The organism is Streptomyces sp. NPDC050560, assembly GCF_044457285.1.
GTDB lineage: Bacteria > Actinomycetota > Actinomycetes > Streptomycetales > Streptomycetaceae > Streptomyces.
This window is the reverse complement of record NZ_JBITGT010000004.1, coordinates 138246-159366: the sequence shown is the minus strand read 5'-3', so window position 1 is coordinate 159366 and position 21121 is coordinate 138246. Positions and strand designations below refer to the sequence as shown.

The 21121-nt window shown below is 73.2% G+C and carries 1 protein-coding gene and 1 pseudogene; both read left to right on the top strand.

All coding sequences use genetic code 11. The features are described from left to right. Positions 1–41 precede the first annotated feature (41 nt). A pseudogene (locus tag ACIBIW_RS10605) lies at positions 42–9950 on the top strand (SDR family NAD(P)-dependent oxidoreductase); the annotation flags it as partial. A 42-nt stretch (positions 9951–9992) separates the two neighbouring features. Beyond that, a complete protein-coding gene (locus tag ACIBIW_RS10600; protein ID WP_399334231.1) occupies positions 9993–21086 on the top strand; it encodes an SDR family NAD(P)-dependent oxidoreductase in 11094 nt (3697 codons plus the stop codon). The last annotated feature ends 35 nt before the right edge of the window (positions 21087–21121 follow it).

The following is a 21121-nucleotide window of genomic DNA, read 5'->3' as shown; positions in this document are numbered from 1 at the left end:
CCGGACAAGTGGCTGCATCGACCGAAGACATCGTCGCCGCACTGCGCAATTCGGTGAAGGAGAACGAACAACTCCGCCGCCGAGTCAAGGCATTGGAGACCGGCGAACCCATCGCGATCGTCGGCATGGCCTGCCGCTACCCGGGCGGGGTGCGCTCACCCGAGGACCTGTGGCGCCTGGTGGCGGACGGCACCGACGCCATCTCCGCGTTCCCCACCGACCGCGGCTGGGACACCGAGCAGCTCTACGACCCCGACCCCGACAAGCCCGGCAAGGTCTACGCCCGCGAGGGCGGCTTCCTCTACGACGCGGCCGACTTCGACGCAGGGTTCTTCGGCATCTCCCCGCGCGAGGCGCTGGCGATGGACCCGCAGCAGCGGCTGCTCCTCGAAACGTGCTGGGAGGCCGTCGAGCGCGCCGGTATCGACCCCCACTCCCTGCGCGAGACACGTACCGGTGTCTTCGCCGGGTTCACCAACCAGGACTACCTGTCGCTCCACGAGGCACCCGAGGGCTACGAGGGCTACCTCCTCACCGGCAACATCGCGAGCTTCCTCTCCGGCCGTATCGCCTACACCCTCGGCCTTGAGGGCCCCGCCGTCTCCCTCGACACCGCCTGCTCGTCCTCCCTCGTCGCCCTCCACCTTGCGGCCCAGGCACTGCGCTCGGGCGAGTGCGAGAAGGCCCTCGTCGGAGCGGTCTCGGTGATGTCGGCCCCCGGGGAGTTCCTGGAGTTCAGCCGGCAGCGTGGGCTCTCCGCGGACGGCCGGTGCCGTGCGTTTTCTGCGGATGCGGACGGTACGGGGTGGGCCGAGGGTGTGGGTGTGCTGGTGGTGGAGCGGTTGTCGGATGCGCGCAGGCTGGGGCATCGGGTGCTCGCGGTGGTGCGGGGGAGCGCGGTCAACCAGGACGGTGCCTCCAACGGCCTCACTGCGCCCAACGGCCCCTCCCAACAGCGCGTCATACGCGCCGCGTTGGAGAGCGCGGGACTGTCCGCGTCGGACGTGGACGCGGTGGAGGCGCACGGCACCGGCACCAAGCTGGGCGACCCGATCGAGGCCCAGGCGGTACTGGCGACGTACGGCAAGGACCGTGACGCGGAACGGCCGCTGTGGCTGGGCTCGTTGAAGTCGAACATCGGGCACACCCAGGCCGCCGCCGGAGTCGGCGGGATCATCAAGATGGTCATGGCCCTGCGCGCGGACACCCTGCCGCGGACGCTGCATGCGGAGGTGCCGACGCCGCAGGTGGACTGGGGTGCGGGTGCGGTGGAGCTGTTGGGTGCGGCGCGGGAGTGGCCGCGTGTGGAGGGCCGGGTGCGGCGGGCCGGTGTGTCGGCGTTCGGGGCGAGCGGGACGAACGCGCACGTGATCGTGGAGGAGGCGCCCGCGGAGGACGAGGAGTCCGGTCGTGGCGGCGCGGTTGTTCCGGTGGTGCCGTGGGTGGTGTCGGGGCGGTCGGCGGTCGCGCTGGACGCGCAGTTGGGCCGCTTGCGCGATGCGGTGGCCGACCTCGACGCGGTGGACGTGGGCTGGTCGCTGGCCGTGACACGGTCGGCGTTTGAACACCGTGCGGTGGTGGCCGGGGATGGGGTCGAGCTGGCGCGTGGAGCGGTGGCGCCCGGTGGTACGGGGTTTGTGTTTTCGGGTCAGGGGTCGCAGCGGGTGGGGATGGGGCGTGAGCTGTATGGCGCCTATCCGGTGTTTGCTGAGGCGCTGGATGCGGTGTGTGGTGCGTTTGACGGTCCTTTGCGTGAGGTGATGTTCGAGGGGCCTGCGGAGAGGCTTGGCGGTACGGAGTGGGCGCAGCCTGCGATTTTTGCGTGTGAGGTGGCGCTGTTCCGTCTGCTGGAGTCGTGGGGTGTCACCCCGGATGTGATGGTCGGGCACTCGATTGGTGAGCTGGCTGCGGCGCATGTGGCGGGGGTGTGGTCGCTTGAGGATGCGGTGAGGGTGGTGGCTGCTCGTGGTCGGTTGATGGGTGGGTTGCCTGCGGGTGGTGCGATGGTGGCGCTTCAGGCGACGGAGGCCGAGGTGTCCGGGCTGTTGTCGGATGCGGTGTCCGTCGCGGCGGTGAACGGGCCGGATGCGGTGGTGGTCTCGGGTGAGGAGGATGCGGTCCTGGCGATCGCCGCTCACTTTGAGGCCGAGGGTCGGAAGGTGAAGCGCCTTGCGGTGAGTCACGCCTTCCACTCGCCGCTGATGGAGCCGATGCTCGACGACTTCCGCCAGGTCCTGTCCGAGGTGACCTTCCACGAACCGCACCTCGACTTGGTGAAGGATGTGTCCGACCCGGAGTACTGGGTGCGTCACGTCCGTGAGGCGGTGCGTTTCCACGATGACGTGGAGGCCGCCCGCGCCCAGGGTGTGGTGCGTTTCGTTGAGGTCGGCCCGGATGCGGCCCTGTCCTCCCTGGTCGAGGGGTGCGTGCCGCTCCAGCGTCGTAACCGCGAAGAACCCCTCACCGCCGTGCAGGCACTCGCCGGGCTCTGGGCAACCGGTGCTGCCGTCAACTGGCATGCGCTGTACGACGGTTCTGGCGCGCGAGTCGTCGATCTGCCCACCTACGCCTTCCAGCACGACCGCTACTGGCTCACCCCCGATGCCGCCCACGCCTGGCGTGTGGGAGCGGATGGCTCGGCGGCGGTCGAGCGTGCGTATCGGGTTGAGTGGCAGGAGGTGGAGGCGGAGGCGGCCGCCGGGCTTTCGGGGGCCTGGCTGCTTGCGGTGCGTTCCGAGGAGGCGGACGCGCAGGTCGCCGCGGTGCTGCGGGCGCGCGGTGCCGAGGTGCGTCATCTCGTGGTGCCCGAGGCGGGCGCCTGGGGGCGTGCCGAGCTTTCCGCGGCCGTCACCGAGGTCTGTGAGGGCGAGCCGCCGACGGGGGTGCTGTCCCTGCTCGACGGGCCCGACGACGTTCAGGACACCGTCACCCTGTGGCAGGCGCTTGCCGACGCGGGTGTCGGCGCCCGGCTGTGGTGTGTGACGCGGGGCGCCGTGCGCACCGGCCTCGACGAGGGCGAACCTGTCGGCTCCGAGCGGCTGTGGGGCCTCGGCCGTGTCGCAGCCGTGGAGGAGCCGGGGCGCTGGGGCGGACTTGTCGACCTGTCGGGCGGTGGGCGCCCCGTGTCGCGGGAGGACGCAGAGCGGCTGGCCACCGTACTGGCCGCCGCCGTGCGGGACGGGGGCGGTGAGGACGAGGTGGCCCTGCGTGGCTCCGCGGTCCTCGCGCGGCGCCTCGTACGCGAGCCCGTGGCCCCGGGCCCCGCCGCCTGGACGCCCACCGGCACCGTCCTCATCACCGGCGGTGTGGGCGCACTCGGCACCCGCGCGGCGCGATGGGCCGCGGGCAACGGCGCCGAGCGTCTGGTTTTGCTCTCGCGCAGGGGCCCCGACGCGCCCGGCGCGGCCGAACTCGCGGCCGAGCTGACGGGCGGCGGTGTGCCCACCACCGTGGTCTCCTGCGACGTGACCGACCGCGCGGCGCTCGCCCGTGTCGTCGACGGCCTCCGGGACACGGGCCTCGGCGCGGTGGTGCACCTGGCCGGTACCGGTGGCACCGAGGGGTGCCCGCTGGCCGACATGACCCCGGAAGGGCTCAGGGCCGCGACCGACGCGGGGGTCCTCGGCGCCGCCCACCTGGACGAACTGGTCGACGACCCCGCCACGGAGTTCGTGCTGTACGGCTCTCTCGTCGGCGTCCTGGGTGCACCGGGGCAGCTCGGACAGGCGCTCGTCGACACCCACGCCCAGGCGCTCGCCGAACGGCGCAGGGCGCGCGGACTCGCCGGCACGGTCGTCGCCTGGGGCCCGTGGGACACGGGTGTCGTCGCGCCGCGCCACGGCCGCGGCATCGGACCGCTCGACCCGGCGGTGGCCTTCGACGCCCTGTCCCGTGCCGTGGCAGGCGCCGCGGAGCCCGGGCTGATCGTCGCGGACATCGACTGGGCCGAGTTCCTGCCGGAGTTCACCGCGGCCCGCCGCCGCCCCGTGCTCGCCGCACTCACCGAGACGGACGAGCCGCGGCCGGGGCACGAGGGCGCCTCGGACTGGCAGCGCGAGGTGGACGCGCGCCCGGAGGACGAGCGGTTCGCCTTCGTCCTCGACGCCGTACGCCACGCCGTCGCCCAGGTGCTCGGCTACGCCTCCACGGACTTGGTGGAGGACCAACGCGCCTTCAAGGACGTCGGGTTCGACTCCCTCGCGGCCGTCGAGCTGCGGGGCAAGCTGCGTACCGTCACCGGCGTCGAGCTGCCCACCACGCTCGTCTTCGACCACCCCACCCCGCTCGTACTCGCCGCCCACCTGCTCGAACTTGCCGGTGCGGACCGGGCCGCCGACACCGCGGGGCGGCAGCGCGCGGCCGTCACCAGCGACGAGCCGATCGCGATCGTCGGCATGGCCTGCCGCTACCCCGGCGGTGTCGACTCCCCCGAGGCGCTGTGGCGGCTCGTCGTGGACGGCACCGACGCGGTCACCGAGTTCCCCGCCGACCGCGGCTGGGACATCGAGGAGCTGTACGACACCGACCCCGACAAGCCGGGCAAGAGCTACACCAAGCGGGGCGGCTTCCTGCCCGAACTGCCCCTCTTCGACGAGCAGTTCTTCGGCATCTCGCGCCGTGAGGCACTCTCCCTCGACCCGCAGCAGCGGCTGCTCCTGGAGACCACCTGGGAGGCGTTCGAGCGGGCCGGGCTCGACCCGAACGCCCTGCGCGGCAGCCGCACCGGCGTCTTCGTCGGCTCAAGCGGCCAGGACTACCCGGACCTGCTGCCAGGGCGCCCGGAGGACTACGACGGCTATCTGATGACGGGGAACGCGGCCAGTGTGATGTCAGGACGCCTCTCCTACACCTTCGGCCTCGAAGGCCCTGCGGTGACCGTGGACACCGCCTGCTCCTCCTCGCTCGTCGCCCTGCACCTCGCCGGGCAGGCACTGCGCTCCGGCGAGTGCGAACTCGCCCTCGCGGGCGGCGCGGTGGCCATGACCACCCCGAACACCTTCGTCGAGTTCAGCAGGCTGCGCGCACTGTCGCCCGACGGCCGCTGCAAGGCGTTCTCGGCCGACGCGGACGGCACAGGATGGGCCGAGGGCGTGGGCGTCCTCGTCGTGGAACGCCTCTCCGACGCGCGGCGCAACGGGCACCGCGTCCTCGCCGTCGTGCGCGGCAGCGCGATCAACCAGGACGGCGCCTCCAACGGGCTCACCGCACCCAACGGCCCCTCCCAGCAGCGCGTCATCCGGCAGGCACTCGCCAACGCGGGGCTGCGCCCCGGCGAGGTCGACGCCGTCGAGGCCCACGGCACCGGGACCGCGCTGGGCGACCCGATCGAGGCACAGGCGCTGCTCGCCACCTACGGCGAGGAACGCGACACCGAACGGCCCCTGTGGCTGGGCTCGTTGAAGTCGAACATCGGGCACTCCCAGGCCGCCGCGGGGGTCGGCGGCGTCATCAAGATGGTCATGGCGCTGCACAACGAACTCCTGCCGAGGACCCTGCACGTCGAGGACCCCACCCCGAAGGTCGACTGGTCGACAGGGACCGTACGGCTGCTGGGCGACGCCACACCCTGGCCCCGTGGCGCCGCGCCCCGCAGGGCCGCCGTCTCCTCCTTCGGCGCCAGCGGCACCAATGCCCACCTCATCGTCGAGGAGGCCCCCGCGGCCCCGTCCACGGACGGGCAGGCCGAGCCCGCGGATGACGGGGCGGCCCGGCCCTGGCTGCTCTCCGCCCACACCGACACCGCCCTCGCGGACCAGGCCCGCAGGCTGCTGGCCCACCTCGACCGCGAGCCCGGCCTTGCCCCGGCCGACGTCGGCTGGTCCCTGGCCACCACGCGCGCGGCCTTCGACCATCGGGCGGTCGTCGTGGGCACCGCGAAGGACACCCTGCGTGACGGTCTTGAGGCCCTGGCGGCGGGCCGCTCCGCCGCCCACCTCGTCACCGGCACCGCCCCGTCCCGCAGGCCCACCCGCAAGCCCGTCTTCGTCTTCCCCGGCCAGGGCGGCCAGTGGGCGGGGATGGCGGTGGGTCTGCTGGAGTCCTCGCCCGCGTTCGCCGAGCGGATGGGGGAGTGTGCGGAGGCCCTCGACCCGCTGACCGGTTGGTCCCTCCTCGACGTGGTACGTGGCGTGGAGGGCGCCCCGGGTCTCGACCGGGTGGATGTGGTGCAGCCGGTGCTGTTCGCGGTGATGGTGTCGCTGGCGTCGGTGTGGGAGTCCCTGGGTGTGAGCCCTGGCGCGGTGGTCGGCCACTCGCAGGGTGAGATCGCCGCCGCCTGCGTGGCGGGCGCGCTGTCGCTTGAGGACGCGGCGCGGGTGGTGGCTCTGCGGTCGCAGGCCATTCTCGCCCTGTCGGGGCGTGGCGGGATGCTGTCCGTGCCCCTGCCGGTCGGTGACGTACGTGAGCGGATCGCGGCGTGGGAGGGTGCGATCTCGGTCGCGGCGGTCAACGGCCCGTCTTCTACGGTCGTTTCGGGTGACGCGGACGCCTTGGACGAGTTCTTCGCCCGCCTCGAAACCGAAGACGTACGCGTGCGTCGCATCCCGGTGGACTATGCGTCGCACTCCGCTCATGTGGAGTCGATCGAGGCGGAGTTGGCGGAGCTGCTTGCTCCGGTCCAGCCTCGTACTTCCCGTGTGCCGTTCTATTCGACGGTGACGGGTGGTGTGCTGGACACGACGGAGATGGACGGGCGTTACTGGTACACGAACCTCCGTCAGACCGTCCTCTTCGAGGACACCGTCCGGGCCCTCCTCGCCGACAGCCACTCCACGTTTGTGGAGATCAGCCCGCATCCCGTCCTCGCGGTCGGGCTCCAGGAGACCTTCGAGGACGCGGGCGCTGCCACCGTCTCCGTCGGCTCGCTGCGCCGGGACGACGGGGGAATGGACCGGCTGCTGCTGAGCGCCGCCGAACTACACGTCGGCGGCGTGCCGGTGGACTGGGAGGCGGCCTTCGCCGGGTCCCACGCGCGCATGGTCGACCTGCCGACGTACGCCTTCCAGCGCAGCCGCTACTGGCTTGAGCCGGCCCAGGGCGCGGTGCAGGACCTGTCGGCCGCGGGCCTTGAGACGGCAGGGCACCCCCTGCTCGGCGCGGCGGTCGAACTCGCCGACGACGCCGGGGTGCTGCTCACCTCGCGGCTCTCCCTGCGCACCCACCCCTGGCTCGCGGACCACGCCGTGAACGGGCAGGTCCTGCTGCCCGGCACGGTCTTCGTGGAACTCGCCGTGCGCGCGGGGGACCAGGTGGGCGCCGCACGCCTCGAAGAGCTGACACTCGCCGCACCACTGCTGCTCGACGACGGTGACACCGTCCAACTCCAGGTGGCCGTACGGGGCTTGGACGACGACGGGCGCCGTGAACTGGTCATCCACTCGCGGCCGGTCAGCGACGAAGAGCAGTCGCCGTGGACCAGGCACGCGGCCGGCACGCTGCTCACCGGGCCGAGCGAATCCGCCGAGCAGACCGCGCCCGGAGCGGACGCCTGGCCGCCCGCCGACGCCGAGGAGCTGGGCGTCGACGGTGTGTACGACCGCTTCCTCGACCTCGGCTACGAGTACGGGCCGGTGTTCCAGGGCCTGCGGCGGGCCTGGCGGCGCGGGGACGACGTCTTCGCCGAGGTCGCCCTGCCCGAGGAGGAGCGTGCCGAGGCCACCAGGTACGTCCTGCATCCCGCGCTGCTGGACGCCGCGCTGCACGCCGCCATGGTGGTGGCACTCGACGGCGCCGCGGAGCCGGTGCTGCCGTTCGCGTGGAACGGGGTGACCGTGCACGCCTCGGGCGCCGACAGCCTGCGGGTGCGGCTCGCGAGGACCGGGGCCGACACGGTCGCCGTGCACGTCGCCGACGCCACCGGGGCGCCGGTGGCCACCGCCGCCCAGATGATGTGGCGCACCCTCGCCCCCGACGCCCTCGGCGGAGCCAGGCGCGTGGCACACCACGAGTCCCTCTTCCGCTCCGACTGGGTACCGCTGCCCACGCCTCTCCCCGCCCTCGACCAGGACCTGACCTGGGCCGTCATCACGGGCGGCGACCCGGCAGCGGCGGCGCGGGCCGACACCGCCCCCGACGGGGCGACCGTGACACACCACGAGGACCTGGCGGAGCTGCGCGGCGCCGTGGACGGGGGAACGGCGGTGCCCGACATCGTCGTCATGCCGCTGCGGCTCCCCACCGGGGGCGACGTCGTCGCCGACACCCACGCCTCCGTCACCCGGGCGCTCGCCCTGGCCCAGGAGTGGCTGGCGGACGAACGCTTCGAGACAGCAAGGCTCGTCATCGCCCGCCCCGGCACGGAACACGACCGTACGGACCACGACGGTGACGACGTCGACGGCACGGGTAGCGACGGCACGGCCCACGACGCCTCCGGCGCCCTCGCTGCCGCCGCCGCGTGGGGCCTGCTGAGGTCCGCGCAGACCGAGAACCCGGACCGGATCGTCCTGGCCGACATCGCCCCCGGCGGCTGGGGCGCCCTTCCCGGCGTGCTCGCCACCGGCGAGACACAGGCCGCGCTCACCGGCGACGGCACCGTACTCGTCCCGAGGATCGTCCGCGTCCCCGCGGAACCAGCCCTGGAATCCGTGCCGTTCGCCCCTGAAGGCACCGTCCTGATCACCGGCGGCACCGGCGTGCTCGGCGGTCTGATAGCCCGTCACCTCGTGCGGCAGCACGGCGTACGGCACCTGCTGCTCGTCGGCCGCCGCGGCGCCGACGCGCCTGGTGTGCACGACCTCGTCGGCGAACTCGCCGAGCAGGGCGCCGAAGTGACTGTCGCCGCCTGCGACATCGCGGACCGCGACGCCACCGCACGGCTCCTCGCCGCCGTCCCCGACCGGCACCCGCTCACCGCGGTCGTGCACGCGGCGGGCCTCGCCGACGACGGGGTCATCGGCTCCCTCACCCGCGAACGCACCGCCGCCGTGCTGCGCCCCAAGGTGGACGCGGCCTGGCATCTGCACGACCTCACCAGGGACCTGGACCTCGGCGCGTTCGTGCTGTTCTCCTCCGCCGCCGCCACCCTGGGCGGCGCGGGACAGGGCAACTACGCCGCCGCCAACGCGTTCCTCGACGCCCTCGCCACCCACCGCCACGCCGGTGGACTGCCCGCGCTCACCCTCTCCTGGGGGCTGTGGGCGCAGGCCAGCGGCATCACCGGGCACCTCACCGAGGCCGACCACCAGCGCATGGCACGGGCAGGCATGGCCGCACTCGACGCCGACGAGGCGCTGGGCCTCCTCGACACCGCCCTCACCGTGCCCGAGCCCTGGCTGCTGCCCATGCGGCTCGACACCAGGGCCCTGCGCGCCCAGGGCGACAGCCTGCCCCACCTCTTCCGGAGCCTCGTACGGCTCGCCCCGCGCCGGGGGGCCGCGGCCGGTACCGGCGCCGCGGGCACCGCGGTCCAGGGCGGGCTCGCCGAGCGGCTTGCCACCCTCACCGTCCCCGAGCAGGAGACCGAACTCCTGCGACTGGTACGGGGACACGTCGCCACCGTCCTCGGCAACGCCGACCCGGACAGCGTCGACGGCGACACCGCCTTCAAGGAACTCGGCTTCGACTCCCTCACCGCCGTGGACCTGCGCAACCGCATCAACGCCGATGTCGGCCGCCGCCTCCCGGCCACCCTCGTCTTCGACTATCCGACACCGCTCGCCCTCGCCGACTACCTGCGCCGGGAGATCGTCGACGCCGGGCTCACCGCCGAGGAGCGCGTCCTGAAGGAGATCGACCGGCTCGGTGACGTACTCACCGCCGTCACCCTCGACAAACTCGCCCGCGAGATGACCAGGTCCCGCCTCCGCGAACTCCTGCACGCCTGGGACGAGGAGCCGTCGGAACCGGCGTCCGCCCACGGCGTCGACGACGTGGTGACGGGGATCGGCGCCTCCTCCATGGAGGAGATGTTCGAGTTCGTCGACAAGGAATTCGGCACCAACGCCAAGTAGATCCGCCGTCACCCGCCGACTGATTGATTGAGGTATTCCACAATGGAGAACGACGAGAAGCTTCTCTCGTACTTCAAGAAGGTCACGGCCGATCTCTACCAGACGCGCCACCGCCTCGAAGAGCTGGAGAACAAGAACCGCGAGCCCGTCGCCATCGTCGGCATGGCCTGCCGCTACCCCGGCGGCGTCCGCTCGCCCGAGGACCTGTGGCGGCTCGTCGCCCAAGGCACCGACGCCGTCGGCGACTTCCCCACCCGCCGCGGCTGGGACCTCGACACCCTCTTCGACCCGGACCCCGACCGGCAGGGCACGAGCTACGTCCGCGAGGGCGGATTCCTGCACGACGCCGACGAGTTCGACCCCGCCTTCTTCGGCATGAGCCCCCGCGAGGCCCTGGCCGTCGACGTACAGCAGCGGCTGCTGCTGAACATCGCCTGGGAGGCGTTCGAGCGCGCCGGGATCGTCCCGCAGTCCGTGAAGGACACCCCGGTCGGCGTGTACGCGGGCGTCATGTACGGCGACTACGGCAGCCGCGTCCGCGACATCCCCGAGGGCTTCGAGGGATACCTCCTGCACGGCAGCGCGGGCAGCGTCGCCTCCGGCCGCGTCGCCTACAACCTCGGCCTCGTCGGGCCCGCCGTCACCATCGACACCGCCTGCTCGTCGTCGCTGGTCGCCATGCACCTGGCCGTGCAGGCGCTGCGCGCGGGGGAGTGCTCCCTCGCGCTGGCCGGCGGTGTCACCGTCATGTCCACCCCGGGGCCCTTCATCGAGTTCAGCAGGCAGCGCGGGCTCTCCCCGAGCGGCCGCTGCAAGTCCTTCTCCGCCGAAGCCGACGGCGCCGGCTGGGGCGAGGGCGCGGGACTCCTCCTCCTCGAACGCCTCTCCGAGGCCCGCCGCAACGGCCACCGCGTCCTCGCCGTCATCAACGGCTCCGCGATCAACCAGGACGGCGCCTCCAACGGCTTCACCGCTCCCAACGGCCCCTCCCAGCAGCGCGTCATCCGCGACGCCCTCGCGAGCGCCGCCCTCACCCCCGCCGACATCGACGCCGTGGAGGCCCACGGCACCGGCACCCCACTCGGCGACCCCATCGAGGCCGAAGCCCTGCTGGCCACCTACGGCCAGGCCCGCGACACCGAACACCCGCTGCTGCTCGGCTCGTTGAAGTCCAACATCGGCCACGCCCAGGCCGCCGCCGGAGTCGCGGGCGTCATCAAGATGGTCATGGCGCTGCGTGCGGGCACCCTGCCCCGCACCCTCCACGCCGACGAACCCACCACCCAGGTCGACTGGACCACGGGCGCCGTAGAACTCCTGCGGGAGCCGCGCGACTGGACGGCACAGGACGGGCGCCCCCGCCGGGCGGGCGTCTCCTCCTTCGGCATCAGCGGCACCAACGCCCACGTCATCGTGGAAGAGGCACCGAAGGACGACGCGGAGACCCCCGAGGCCACCGCCCCCCGCCGCACCCTGCCCACCGTGCCATGGCCGGTCTCGGCCCGCTCCGCCGAGGCGCTACAGGCCCAGGTGACCCGGCTGCGCGAGCACGCGGAGGGTCTGGACGCGGTGGATGTGGGGTGGTCGCTGCTGACGACGCGGTCGGTGTTCGAGCACCGGGCGGTGATGGTGGGTGACGGTCAGCCGGTGACGGGTTCTGTGGTTGCCGGTGGTACGGGGTTTGTGTTCTCGGGTCAGGGGTCGCAGCGGGTGGGGATGGGGCGTGAGCTGTACGGCGCCTATTCGGTGTTTGCTGAGGCGTTGGATGCGGTGTGTGGCGCGTTTGATGGTCCCTTGCGTGAGGTGATGTTTGAGGGGTCTGTGGAGAGGCTTGGCGGTACGGAGTGGGCGCAGCCTGCGATTTTTGCGTGTGAGGTGGCGCTGTTCCGGTTGTTGGAGTCGTGGGGTGTGACGCCGGATGTGATGGTGGGGCACTCGATTGGTGAGCTGGCTGCGGCGTACGTGGCGGGGGTGTGGTCTCTCGAAGATGCGGTGAGGGTGGTGGCTGCTCGTGGTCGGTTGATGGGTGGGCTGCCTGCGGGTGGTGCGATGGTGGCGCTTCAGGCGACCGAGGCGGAAGTGGCCGACTTGCTGTCGGATGCCGTGTCGGTGGCGGCGGTGAACGGGCCGGATGCGGTGGTGGTCTCGGGGGAGGAGGATGCGGTCCTGGCGATCGCTGCTCACTTCGAGGCCGAGGGTCGGAAGGTGAAGCGTCTCGCCGTCAGTCACGCTTTCCACTCGCCGCTGATGGAGCCGATGCTCGACGACTTCCGTCAGGTCTTGTCGGAGGTCACCTTCAACGAGCCCCGTCTCCCTCTGGTGAAGGACGTCTCCGACCCCGAGTACTGGGTGCGTCACGTCCGCGAGGCGGTGCGTTTCCACGACGATGTGGAGGCCGCCCGCGCCCAGGGTGTGGTGCGCTTCGTGGAGGTCGGCCCTGATGCCGCGCTGTCCTCTCTGGTCGAGGGTTGCGTGCCGCTCCAGCGTCGTAACCGCGAAGAACCCCTCACCGCCGTGCAGGCACTCGCCGGGCTCTGGACGACCGGCGCTTCCGTCAACTGGGAGGCGCTGTACGAGGGTTCTGGCGCGCGTACCGTCGATCTCCCCACCTACGCCTTCCAGCGTGACCGCTACTGGCTTGAGCCCGCGGCGCCCGCCGCCGATGTGCCCGCCGCCGGGCTCGGGGTCGCGGCGCACCCCCTGCTCGCCGCGGCTGTCCACCTCGCCCAGGGTGACGGGCTGATCCTCACCGGGCGGGTGTCCCGCACCTCCCACCCCTGGCTGACCGACCACGCCATCCTGGACACGGTGCTCCTCCCCGGTACGGCCTTTCTCGAACTGGCCGTGTGGGCCGGTGACCAGGTGGGTGCGCCCACCGTGGAGGAGCTGACGCTCCAGGCGCCGCTGGTGCTGCCGGAGCAGGGTGCGCTACAGCTCCAGGTGACCGTCGGCGGTGCCGACGGCGGCGGGCGGCGGGAGATCGGTGTTCACTCGCGGCTCGACCTGGGTGACGGCGAGGCGGAGGAGCAGTGGACCCAGCATGCCTCAGGTGTGCTTCTCACCGACGAGGCCGCCGCGGATGCCGGGAGCGCCGGAGCCGCCGGGCTGGGTGACGGTGACGCGGCCTGGCCGCCCGCGGGGGCGAAGGCCGTGTCCACCGAGGGCTACTACGAGCGGCTGACGGCCGAGGGGCACGACTACGGGCCCGCCTTCCAGGGGCTGCGTGCCGTGTGGCGCGACGGTGACGACGTGTTCGCGGACGTCGAACTGCCCGCCGAAGTCGCCGGGAAGACCGGTGAGTTCGCGGTCCATCCGGCGCTGCTCGACGCGGCGCTGCACTCCGTCGGGCTCAGCGGTCTGCTCGGCGACAGCGAGGCGGCGGCGCGGCTGCCGTTCGCATGGGGCGGTGTGACGCTCCACGCCTCCGGCGCCACCGCGCTGCGGGTGCGGCTGACCCGTACAGGACCCGACACCCTCCGGCTCACCGCCGCCGCACCCTCGGGGCAGCCTGTGGCGACCGTCGAGTCGCTGCTGCTGCGCGCGGTCAGCGGCGACCAGCTCGCCGCGGCCCGCCCGCGCGGCGACGAGGCCCTGTTCCACATCGACTGGACGGAACAGGCCCCGGCAGGGCCCGACGCCGCCCACACCACGTGGGCCGTGCTCACCGACGGGCCGACCGGTCAGGGCGGGCACCCCCTCGCGGCGGCGCTGACCGCGCTGGGCGCCACGGCCGCCGCCCACGCGGGCCTCGACGCACTGCGCGCGGCCGTCGACGGCGGTGAAATGGCCCCGGACGCCGTGGTGTTCACCTGCCGTACGGAGGCACGCGACACGGGGCAGGACGCGGTGCGCACCGCACTGCACCGGACGCTGCGGTTCGTGCAGGAGTGGCTGGACGACGAGCGCTTCGCCACGTCCACGCTCGTGGTGTCGACCAGGGGGGCGGTGTGCGCCCGCGCGGGCGAGACCGTCACCGACCTGCCGGGCGCCGCAGTCCACGGCCTGCTGCGCACCGCACAGACCGAGCACCCCGGGCGTGTCGTGCTCGTCGACAGCGAGAGCGGCGCGCCCGACGGCGACGCCAACGAGGACACCGCCCGCGCCCTCGCCGCGCTCCTCGCCACCGGCGAGCCGCAGGCCGCCATCCGCGCGGGCAAGGCCCTCGTGCCCCGCCTCGTACGCCCCACCGCGCCGGGCGGCGAGCCCCCGGCCCTCGACCCGGAAGGCACCGTCCTCATCACGGGCGGCACCGGTACCCTCGGCGGCCTCGTCGCCCGCCACCTCGCCACCCGGTACGGCGCCCGCCGCCTCCTGCTCACCAGCCGACGCGGCCCCGCCGCCGACGGCGCCACCGAACTCGTAGAAGCCCTCACAGAGTTGGGGGCGCAGGCCGAGGTCGTCGCCTGTGACGCCGCCGACCGGGACGCGCTCGCCGCCGTACTGGACGCCATCCCCGAATCGGCACCGCTCACCGCCGTCGTCCACACGGCGGGCGTCGTGGACGACGGTGTGTTCGCCGCCCAGACCGCGGAACGCGTCGACGCCGTCCTACGGCCCAAGGCGGACGCGGCCCGCGTCCTGCACGAGCTGACGCGCGACATGGACCTCGCGGCGTTCGTCCTGTTCTCGTCGGCCGCCGCAGCCTTCGGCGGCGCGGGCCAGGCCGGCTACGCCGCGGCCAACGCCTGCGTGGACGCGCTCGCCCAGCAGCGCGCCGCCCAGGGCCTGCCCGCCGTGTCCCTCGCCTGGGGCCTGTGGCAGCAGGCGAGCGCCCTCACCGGGCACCTCGGCGACGCCGACCTGCGGCGCGCCGCACGCGGCGGCATGACCGCCCTGCCCACCGCAGAGGCGCTCGCCCTCTTCGATGCCGCCCTGGCGCAGGAGCACCCCGTGGTGGTGCCGACCCGCCTCGACCTGGCCGCGCTCCGCCGCTCCGGCGACGTGCCCGCCCTGCTGCGCGCCCTCGTACGCCCGGCGCGCCGCACCGTGCGAGCCGCGGGCACCGACACGGCACGCACCCTGCGCGACCGGCTCGCCGCACTGCCCGCGGGCGACCGGGAGACCGTCGCGCTCGACCTGGTCGGCCGGCATGTCGCCGACGTGCTCGGCCTCGGCTCCGCGGCCGACGTCGAGCCGGGGCGCGCCTTCCAGGAGATGGGCTTCGACTCCCTCATGGCGGTCGAACTGCGCAACCGCCTCGGCACCGACACCGGCCTCAGGCTGCCCGCCACCCTGGTCTTCGACTATCCGACACCGGCCGCCATGGCGGCGAGGATCACGGAACAGCTCGTCGGCGGACAGGCCCTGCCGACCCCCGCGACCCCCGCCCACACCGCCGCCGCCACCGACGACCCCATCGTCATCGTCGGCATGGCCTGCCGCTTCCCCGGCGGGGTCACCAACCCCGAGGAACTGTGGCAGCTCGTCGCCGACGGCGCCGACGGCATCACCGGCTTCCCCGACAACCGCGGCTGGGACGTGGACGCCCTCTACGACCCCGACCCGGAGCACACCGGCAGGACGTACACCCGCCACGGCGGCTTCCTCCACGACATCGACCAGTTCGACGCCGGGTTCTTCGGCATCTCCCCGCGCGAGGCCCTGGGCATGGACCCGCAGCAGCGGCTGCTCCTCGAAACCTCCTGGGAGGCGTTCGAACGCGCGGGCATCGACCCCGCCGCACTCCACGGCAGCCGCACCGGCGTCTTCATCGGCGCCAACGGCCAGGACTACGCGGCGCTCCTCGCCGAAGCCCCACAGGACTACGAGGGCTACCTCCTCACCGGCGGCTCCGCGAGCGTCATCTCCGGCCGCCTCGCCTACGCGTTCGGCCTCGAAGGCTCCGCGGTCACCGTCGACACCGCCTGCTCCTCCTCCCTCGTCGCCCTGCACCTCGCCGCCCGATCCGTTCGCGACGGCGAGTGCGACCTCGCGCTCGTCGGCGGCGCCGCCCTCATGGCGACCCCCACCCTCTTCGTCGAGTTCAGCCGCCAGCGCGGCCTGTCGCCCGACGGCCGCTGCAAGGCATTCTCCGCCGACGCGGACGGCACAGGATGGGCGGAGGGCGTCGGCGTCCTCGTCGTCGAACGGCTCTCCGACGCCCGCAGGAGCGGACACCATGTGCTGGCCGTCGTCGAGGGCAGCGCCGTCAACCAGGACGGCGCCTCGAACGGCCTCACCGCACCCAACGGGCCCTCCCAACAGCGCGTCATACGGGAGGCGTTGGCGAGCGCGGGCGTCGCCCCCGCAGACGTCGACGCCGTGGAGGCACACGGCACAGGCACCAAACTGGGCGACCCCATCGAGGCACAGGCCCTGCTCGCCACCTACGGCCAGGACCGCGACACCGAACGGCCTCTCCTGCTCGGCTCGTTGAAGTCCAACATCGGGCACACCCAGGCCGCGGCCGGAGTCGCCGGGGTCATCAAGATGGTCATGGCGCTGCGCCACGGCGTCCTGCCCAGGACCCTGCACGTCAACGAGCCCACCCCGGAGGTCGACTGGGCGGCCGGTGCCGTGGAACTCCTCACCGAGAACCGCACCTGGCCGCGGCCCGCCGCCGACCGGCCGCGCCGCGCCGCCGTGTCCTCCTTCGGCGTCAGCGGCACCAACGCCCACGTCGTCATCGCGCAGGCACCGGAGACGGCGACGACGGCCCAGAGCGCCGCCACGCCCCATGGCACCGCGGACACCGCCGCACCCGAGCCAACCACCGTGCCCGGCGTGGCCGAGGCAACCGCCGTGGCCGGGGCAGTCGCCGCGCGTCCCGCCCTCCCGCTCGTCGTGTCCGCACGCTCCGAGGCCGCACTGCGCGTCCAGGCCCAGCGGCTGCGCGCCCTCCTGACCTCAGGGGCCTCCCCTGCGGACGTCGGCCTCACCCTGGTGCGCCACCGCTCCCTCTTCGAGGAACGCGCCGTCGTCGTCGGCCACGACACCGACGACCTCCTCACCGCCCTCGCCGCCCTCGCAACGGGCGACCCCGCACCCACCGCGGTCACCGGCACCCCCTCCGTACAGGGCCGCGCCACCCGCCCCGTCTTCGTCTTCCCCGGCCAGGGGAGTCAGTGGGTGGGTATGGCGGTGGGTCTGCTGGAGTCCTCGCCCGCGTTCGCCGAGCGGATGGGGGAGTGTGCGGCGGCCCTTGACCCGCTGACCGGTTGGTCCCTCCTCGACGTGGTATGTGGGGCCGGGGACGCGCCGGATCTGGACCGGGTGGATGTGGTGCAGCCGGTGCTGTTCGCGGTGATGGTGTCGCTGGCGTCGGTGTGGGAGTCGCTGGGGGTGGCTCCGGCGGCAGTCGTGGGTCACTCGCAGGGCGAGATCGCCGCCGCCTGCGTGGCGGGTGCGCTGTCGCTTGAGGACGCGGCGCGGGTGGTGGCGTTGCGGTCGCAGGCGATTGTGGCGTTGTCGGGGCGTGGCGGGATGCTGTCCGTGCCTCTGCCGGTCGGTGACGTACGTGAGCGGATCGCGGGGTGGGACGGTGCGATTTCGGTCGCGGCGGTCAACGGCCCGTCTTCTACGGTCGTTTCGGGTGATGCGGAGGCGTTGGACGAGTTCTTTGCCCGCCTCGAAGCCGACGACGTGCGAATTCGCCGTATTCCGGTGGATTATGCGTCGCATTCGGCTCATGTGGAGTCGATCGAGGCGGAGTTGGGGGAGCTGCTTGCTCCGGTCCAGCCTCGTACTTCCCGTGTGCCGTTCTATTCGACGGTGACGGGTGGTGTGCTGGACACGACGGAGATGGACGGGCGTTACTGGTACACGAACCTCCGTCAGACGGTCCTCTTCGAGGACACGATCCGTGCGCTCCTCGCTGATGGTTTCCGGGTGTTCGTGGAGTCGAGTCCGCATCCGGTCGTCACGCTGGGTATCCAGGAGACCGCCGAGGACGCGGGCGGTCACGACCTCGTGGTGACCGGATCGCTGCGGCGCGACGAGGGCGGGCTCGACCGGATGCTGCTGAGCGCCGCCGAACTGCACGTCGGCGGCGTCCCCGTGGACTGGGAGGCGGCCTTCGACACGGGCACCGCACACGTCGTCGAACTGCCCACCTACCCCTTCCAGCGCCGGAGTTACTGGCTGCGCCCCGCCTCCCGGCGGACCGGCGGCGAAGTCGAGGGCGTGGGCATCGGCGGCGCCGACCACCCGCTGCTCGGCGCCGTGGTCGAACTCGCCGACGGCGCGGGCGCGGTGTTCACCGGGCGGCTCTCCACGGCCACTCAGCCCTGGCTCGCCGACCACGCCGTCCTCGACACGGTCCTGCTGCCCGGCACCGGGTTCGTGGAACTTGCCCAGTACGCGGCCCGCCGCGTCGGCGCCGACGGCATCGACGAACTCACCCTGCACGCACCGCTGGTGCTGCCCACGGGCGGCGCTGTCCAGGTGCAGGTCGTGGTCGGCGGCAGCGACGCCACAGGGCGCCACGAGATCAGCGTCTACTCGCGCACCGAACCCGCCACGGCCCCGGGCGCCGACGACATCTCAGGGGCGCCGCCGCAGGACCGCCCCTGGACCCGGCACGCCATGGGCCACCTCACCGCGCCCGGCACCGCGGCACCCGCGGGCGCCGAGCAGGAACTGACCGCCTGGCCGCCCGCCGACGCCGAGGAACTGGACGTCGACGGTGTCTACGACTGGTTCGCCGACCTCGGCTACGGCTACGGCCCCGCCTTCCAGGGCCTCAGGCGCGCCTGGCGCCGCGGCGACGAGGTCTTCACCGAGGTCGCCCTGCCCGAGGAGTACGCCTCCCAGGCCGACGCCTTCGAACTGCACCCCGCGCTCCTCGACGCCGCGCTGCACGCCACCGTCCTCGGCTACCACGGGGACACCGAGACCGCCGTCCTGCCGTTCTCCTGGAACGGGGTGCGCACCCACGCCACCGGCGCCGACGCGCTGCGCGTACGGTTCCGGCGCGGCGGTGAGGACGTGGTCACCGTCACGGTCGCCGACTCGACGGGCGCTCCCGTCGCCACCGTCGAGTCCCTCGCCGCCCGGCCGCTCGCCGCCGACCAGCTCGAAGAGGCCAAGAAGGCCCTCGGTGAGACGGCCGCGCCCGAGGACGCGTGGCGCTACCGCATCGACTGGACCCGGCTCGCCGACACCCCCGACGCCGCCCTCACCGGCACCTGGCTGCTCGCCGTGCCCGAGGCGCGGGCCGACCACCCGTGGATCGCGGCGAGCGCACGCGCCCTGGAGGTACGCGGCGCCCACGTCACCACCGTCCTGGTGGACGACGCCCTCGCGGCCGACCGCACCGCCCTCGCCGCCCGCCTCACCGAGGCCGCTCAGGAGGACCGGCACGACGGCCTCCACCAGGACGGGGAAGAACGGGCGGCCGCGGACAGCACACCCCCGGGGACCGTCGCGGGTGTGCTGTCGTGGCTGGCCCTCGACGAGCGCATGCACCCCGACCACGGGGCGGTCCCGCTCGGCCTCGCCCACACCGTCAGCACCGTCCAGGCCATGGACACCGCGGGCATCGAGGCACCGCTGTGGATCGCCACCCAGGACGCCGTGCACGCCACCGCGGCCGACCCCGTCGACCACCCGCTCCAGTCCACCGTCTGGGGCCTCGGCCGGGTCGTCGCGCTGGAGCAGCCCAAGCAGTGGGGCGGCGTCGTCGACGTGCCCGCGGCCGTCGGCGAACGCGCCTTCGGACGGCTCGCCGACGCCCTCGCCGCCGACCGCGACGAGGACCAACTCGCCATCCGCGACACGGGAGTTCTCGCCCGTCGCCTCCAGCGCACCCCGCACCCGCAGCCGTCGGGGGAGCGGCCGTGGCAGCCGGCCGGAACCGTCCTCGTCACCGGCGGCACCGGCGCCCTCGGCGGCCATGTGGCCCGCTGGCTCGCCGCGGAGGGGGCCGACCACCTCGTCCTCACCAGCCGCAGCGGACGCGACGCGGCGGGCGCGGTGGAACTGGAGGCCGAGCTGACCGCGCTTGGCGCCAAGGTCACCATCGCCGCCTGCGACGTCGCCGACCGCGCCCAACTCGCCGAACTCCTCGGCTCGTTGCCAGCCGACGCGCCACTCGACGCCGTCATCCACACCGCGGGCGTCTCCCGCGACGGCATCGTCGACAGCCTCACCGTCGACAGCATGAACGCCGTCCTGCGCCCGAAGATCGACGCGGCGCTCAACCTCCACGAACTCACCGCCCACCTCGACCTGTCCGCTTTCGTCCTGTTCTCCTCCGTCTCCGGCGTCCTCGGCTCGGCCGGGCAGGCCAGCTACGCCGCGGGCAACACCTTCCTCGACACCCTCGTCCAGATGCGGCGCGCCCAGGGACGCGTCGGCGCCTCCTTCGGCTGGGGCATGTGGGGCGGCGACGGCATGGCCACCCTCGGCTCCAACGAGTCCCGTATCAAGCGGCGCGGCATCCGGCCCATGGACCCGGGCACCGCCGTCGACGTCATGGCGCGCTCCCTGCTCGCCGACGAACCGTTCCTCACCGTCATCGACGTCGACTGGCGCCGCTTCGTCGCCGAGGTACACGGCGGCCGGGCCCGCCCGATCATCCGCGACCTGCCCGACGTTCGCGCCCTGCGGACCACCGCCGCCAGGACACCCGCGGGCGGCGCGGCAGGCGGCACACCCGAGGACGGCCCCGAACGGCTCGGCGACCGCCTCGCGTCCCTCGCCCCCGCCGAGCAGAACCAACTCCTCACCACCCTGGTACGCACCCATGTGGCCACCGCGCTCGGCCATGCCTCGGCCGCCGAGATCGCCCCGGAACGCGCCTTCAAGGAACTCGGATTCGACTCCCTCATCGCCGTCGAACTGCGCAACCGCCTGAACGCCGCGACCGGCCTCAGGCTGCCCGCCACGCTGGTCTTCGACTATCCGACACCCGCCGCGCTCGCCACCCACCTGCGCGAGCAACTGGCACCCGCCCAGGAGGCCACCGCCGACTCCGTACTCGAAGGACTCGACGCCCTTGAAGCCGCCCTCGCGGCGCTCGCGCCCACCGACGGCGGACGGCCGCGCGTCGTCGAGCGGGCCCGCGAGGTCCTGGCGGCGATCGGCGGCGCACCGGCCGCCGCGGGCCCGGGCGCCGCCTCGGCCAGGACCATCGAGTCCGCCTCCGACGACGAGATCTTCGACTTCATCAACAAGCAGCTCGGCAAGTCGGAGTAGCACGGCGACGCGACACACGGCAGCACAGGCAAGAC

Excerpts from the sequence above, each read along its gene's own strand:
- ACIBIW_RS10600 (WP_399334231.1), top strand. The coding sequence starts at position 9,993 with ATGGAGAACGACGAGAAGCTTCTCTCGTACTTCAAGAAGGTCACGGCC.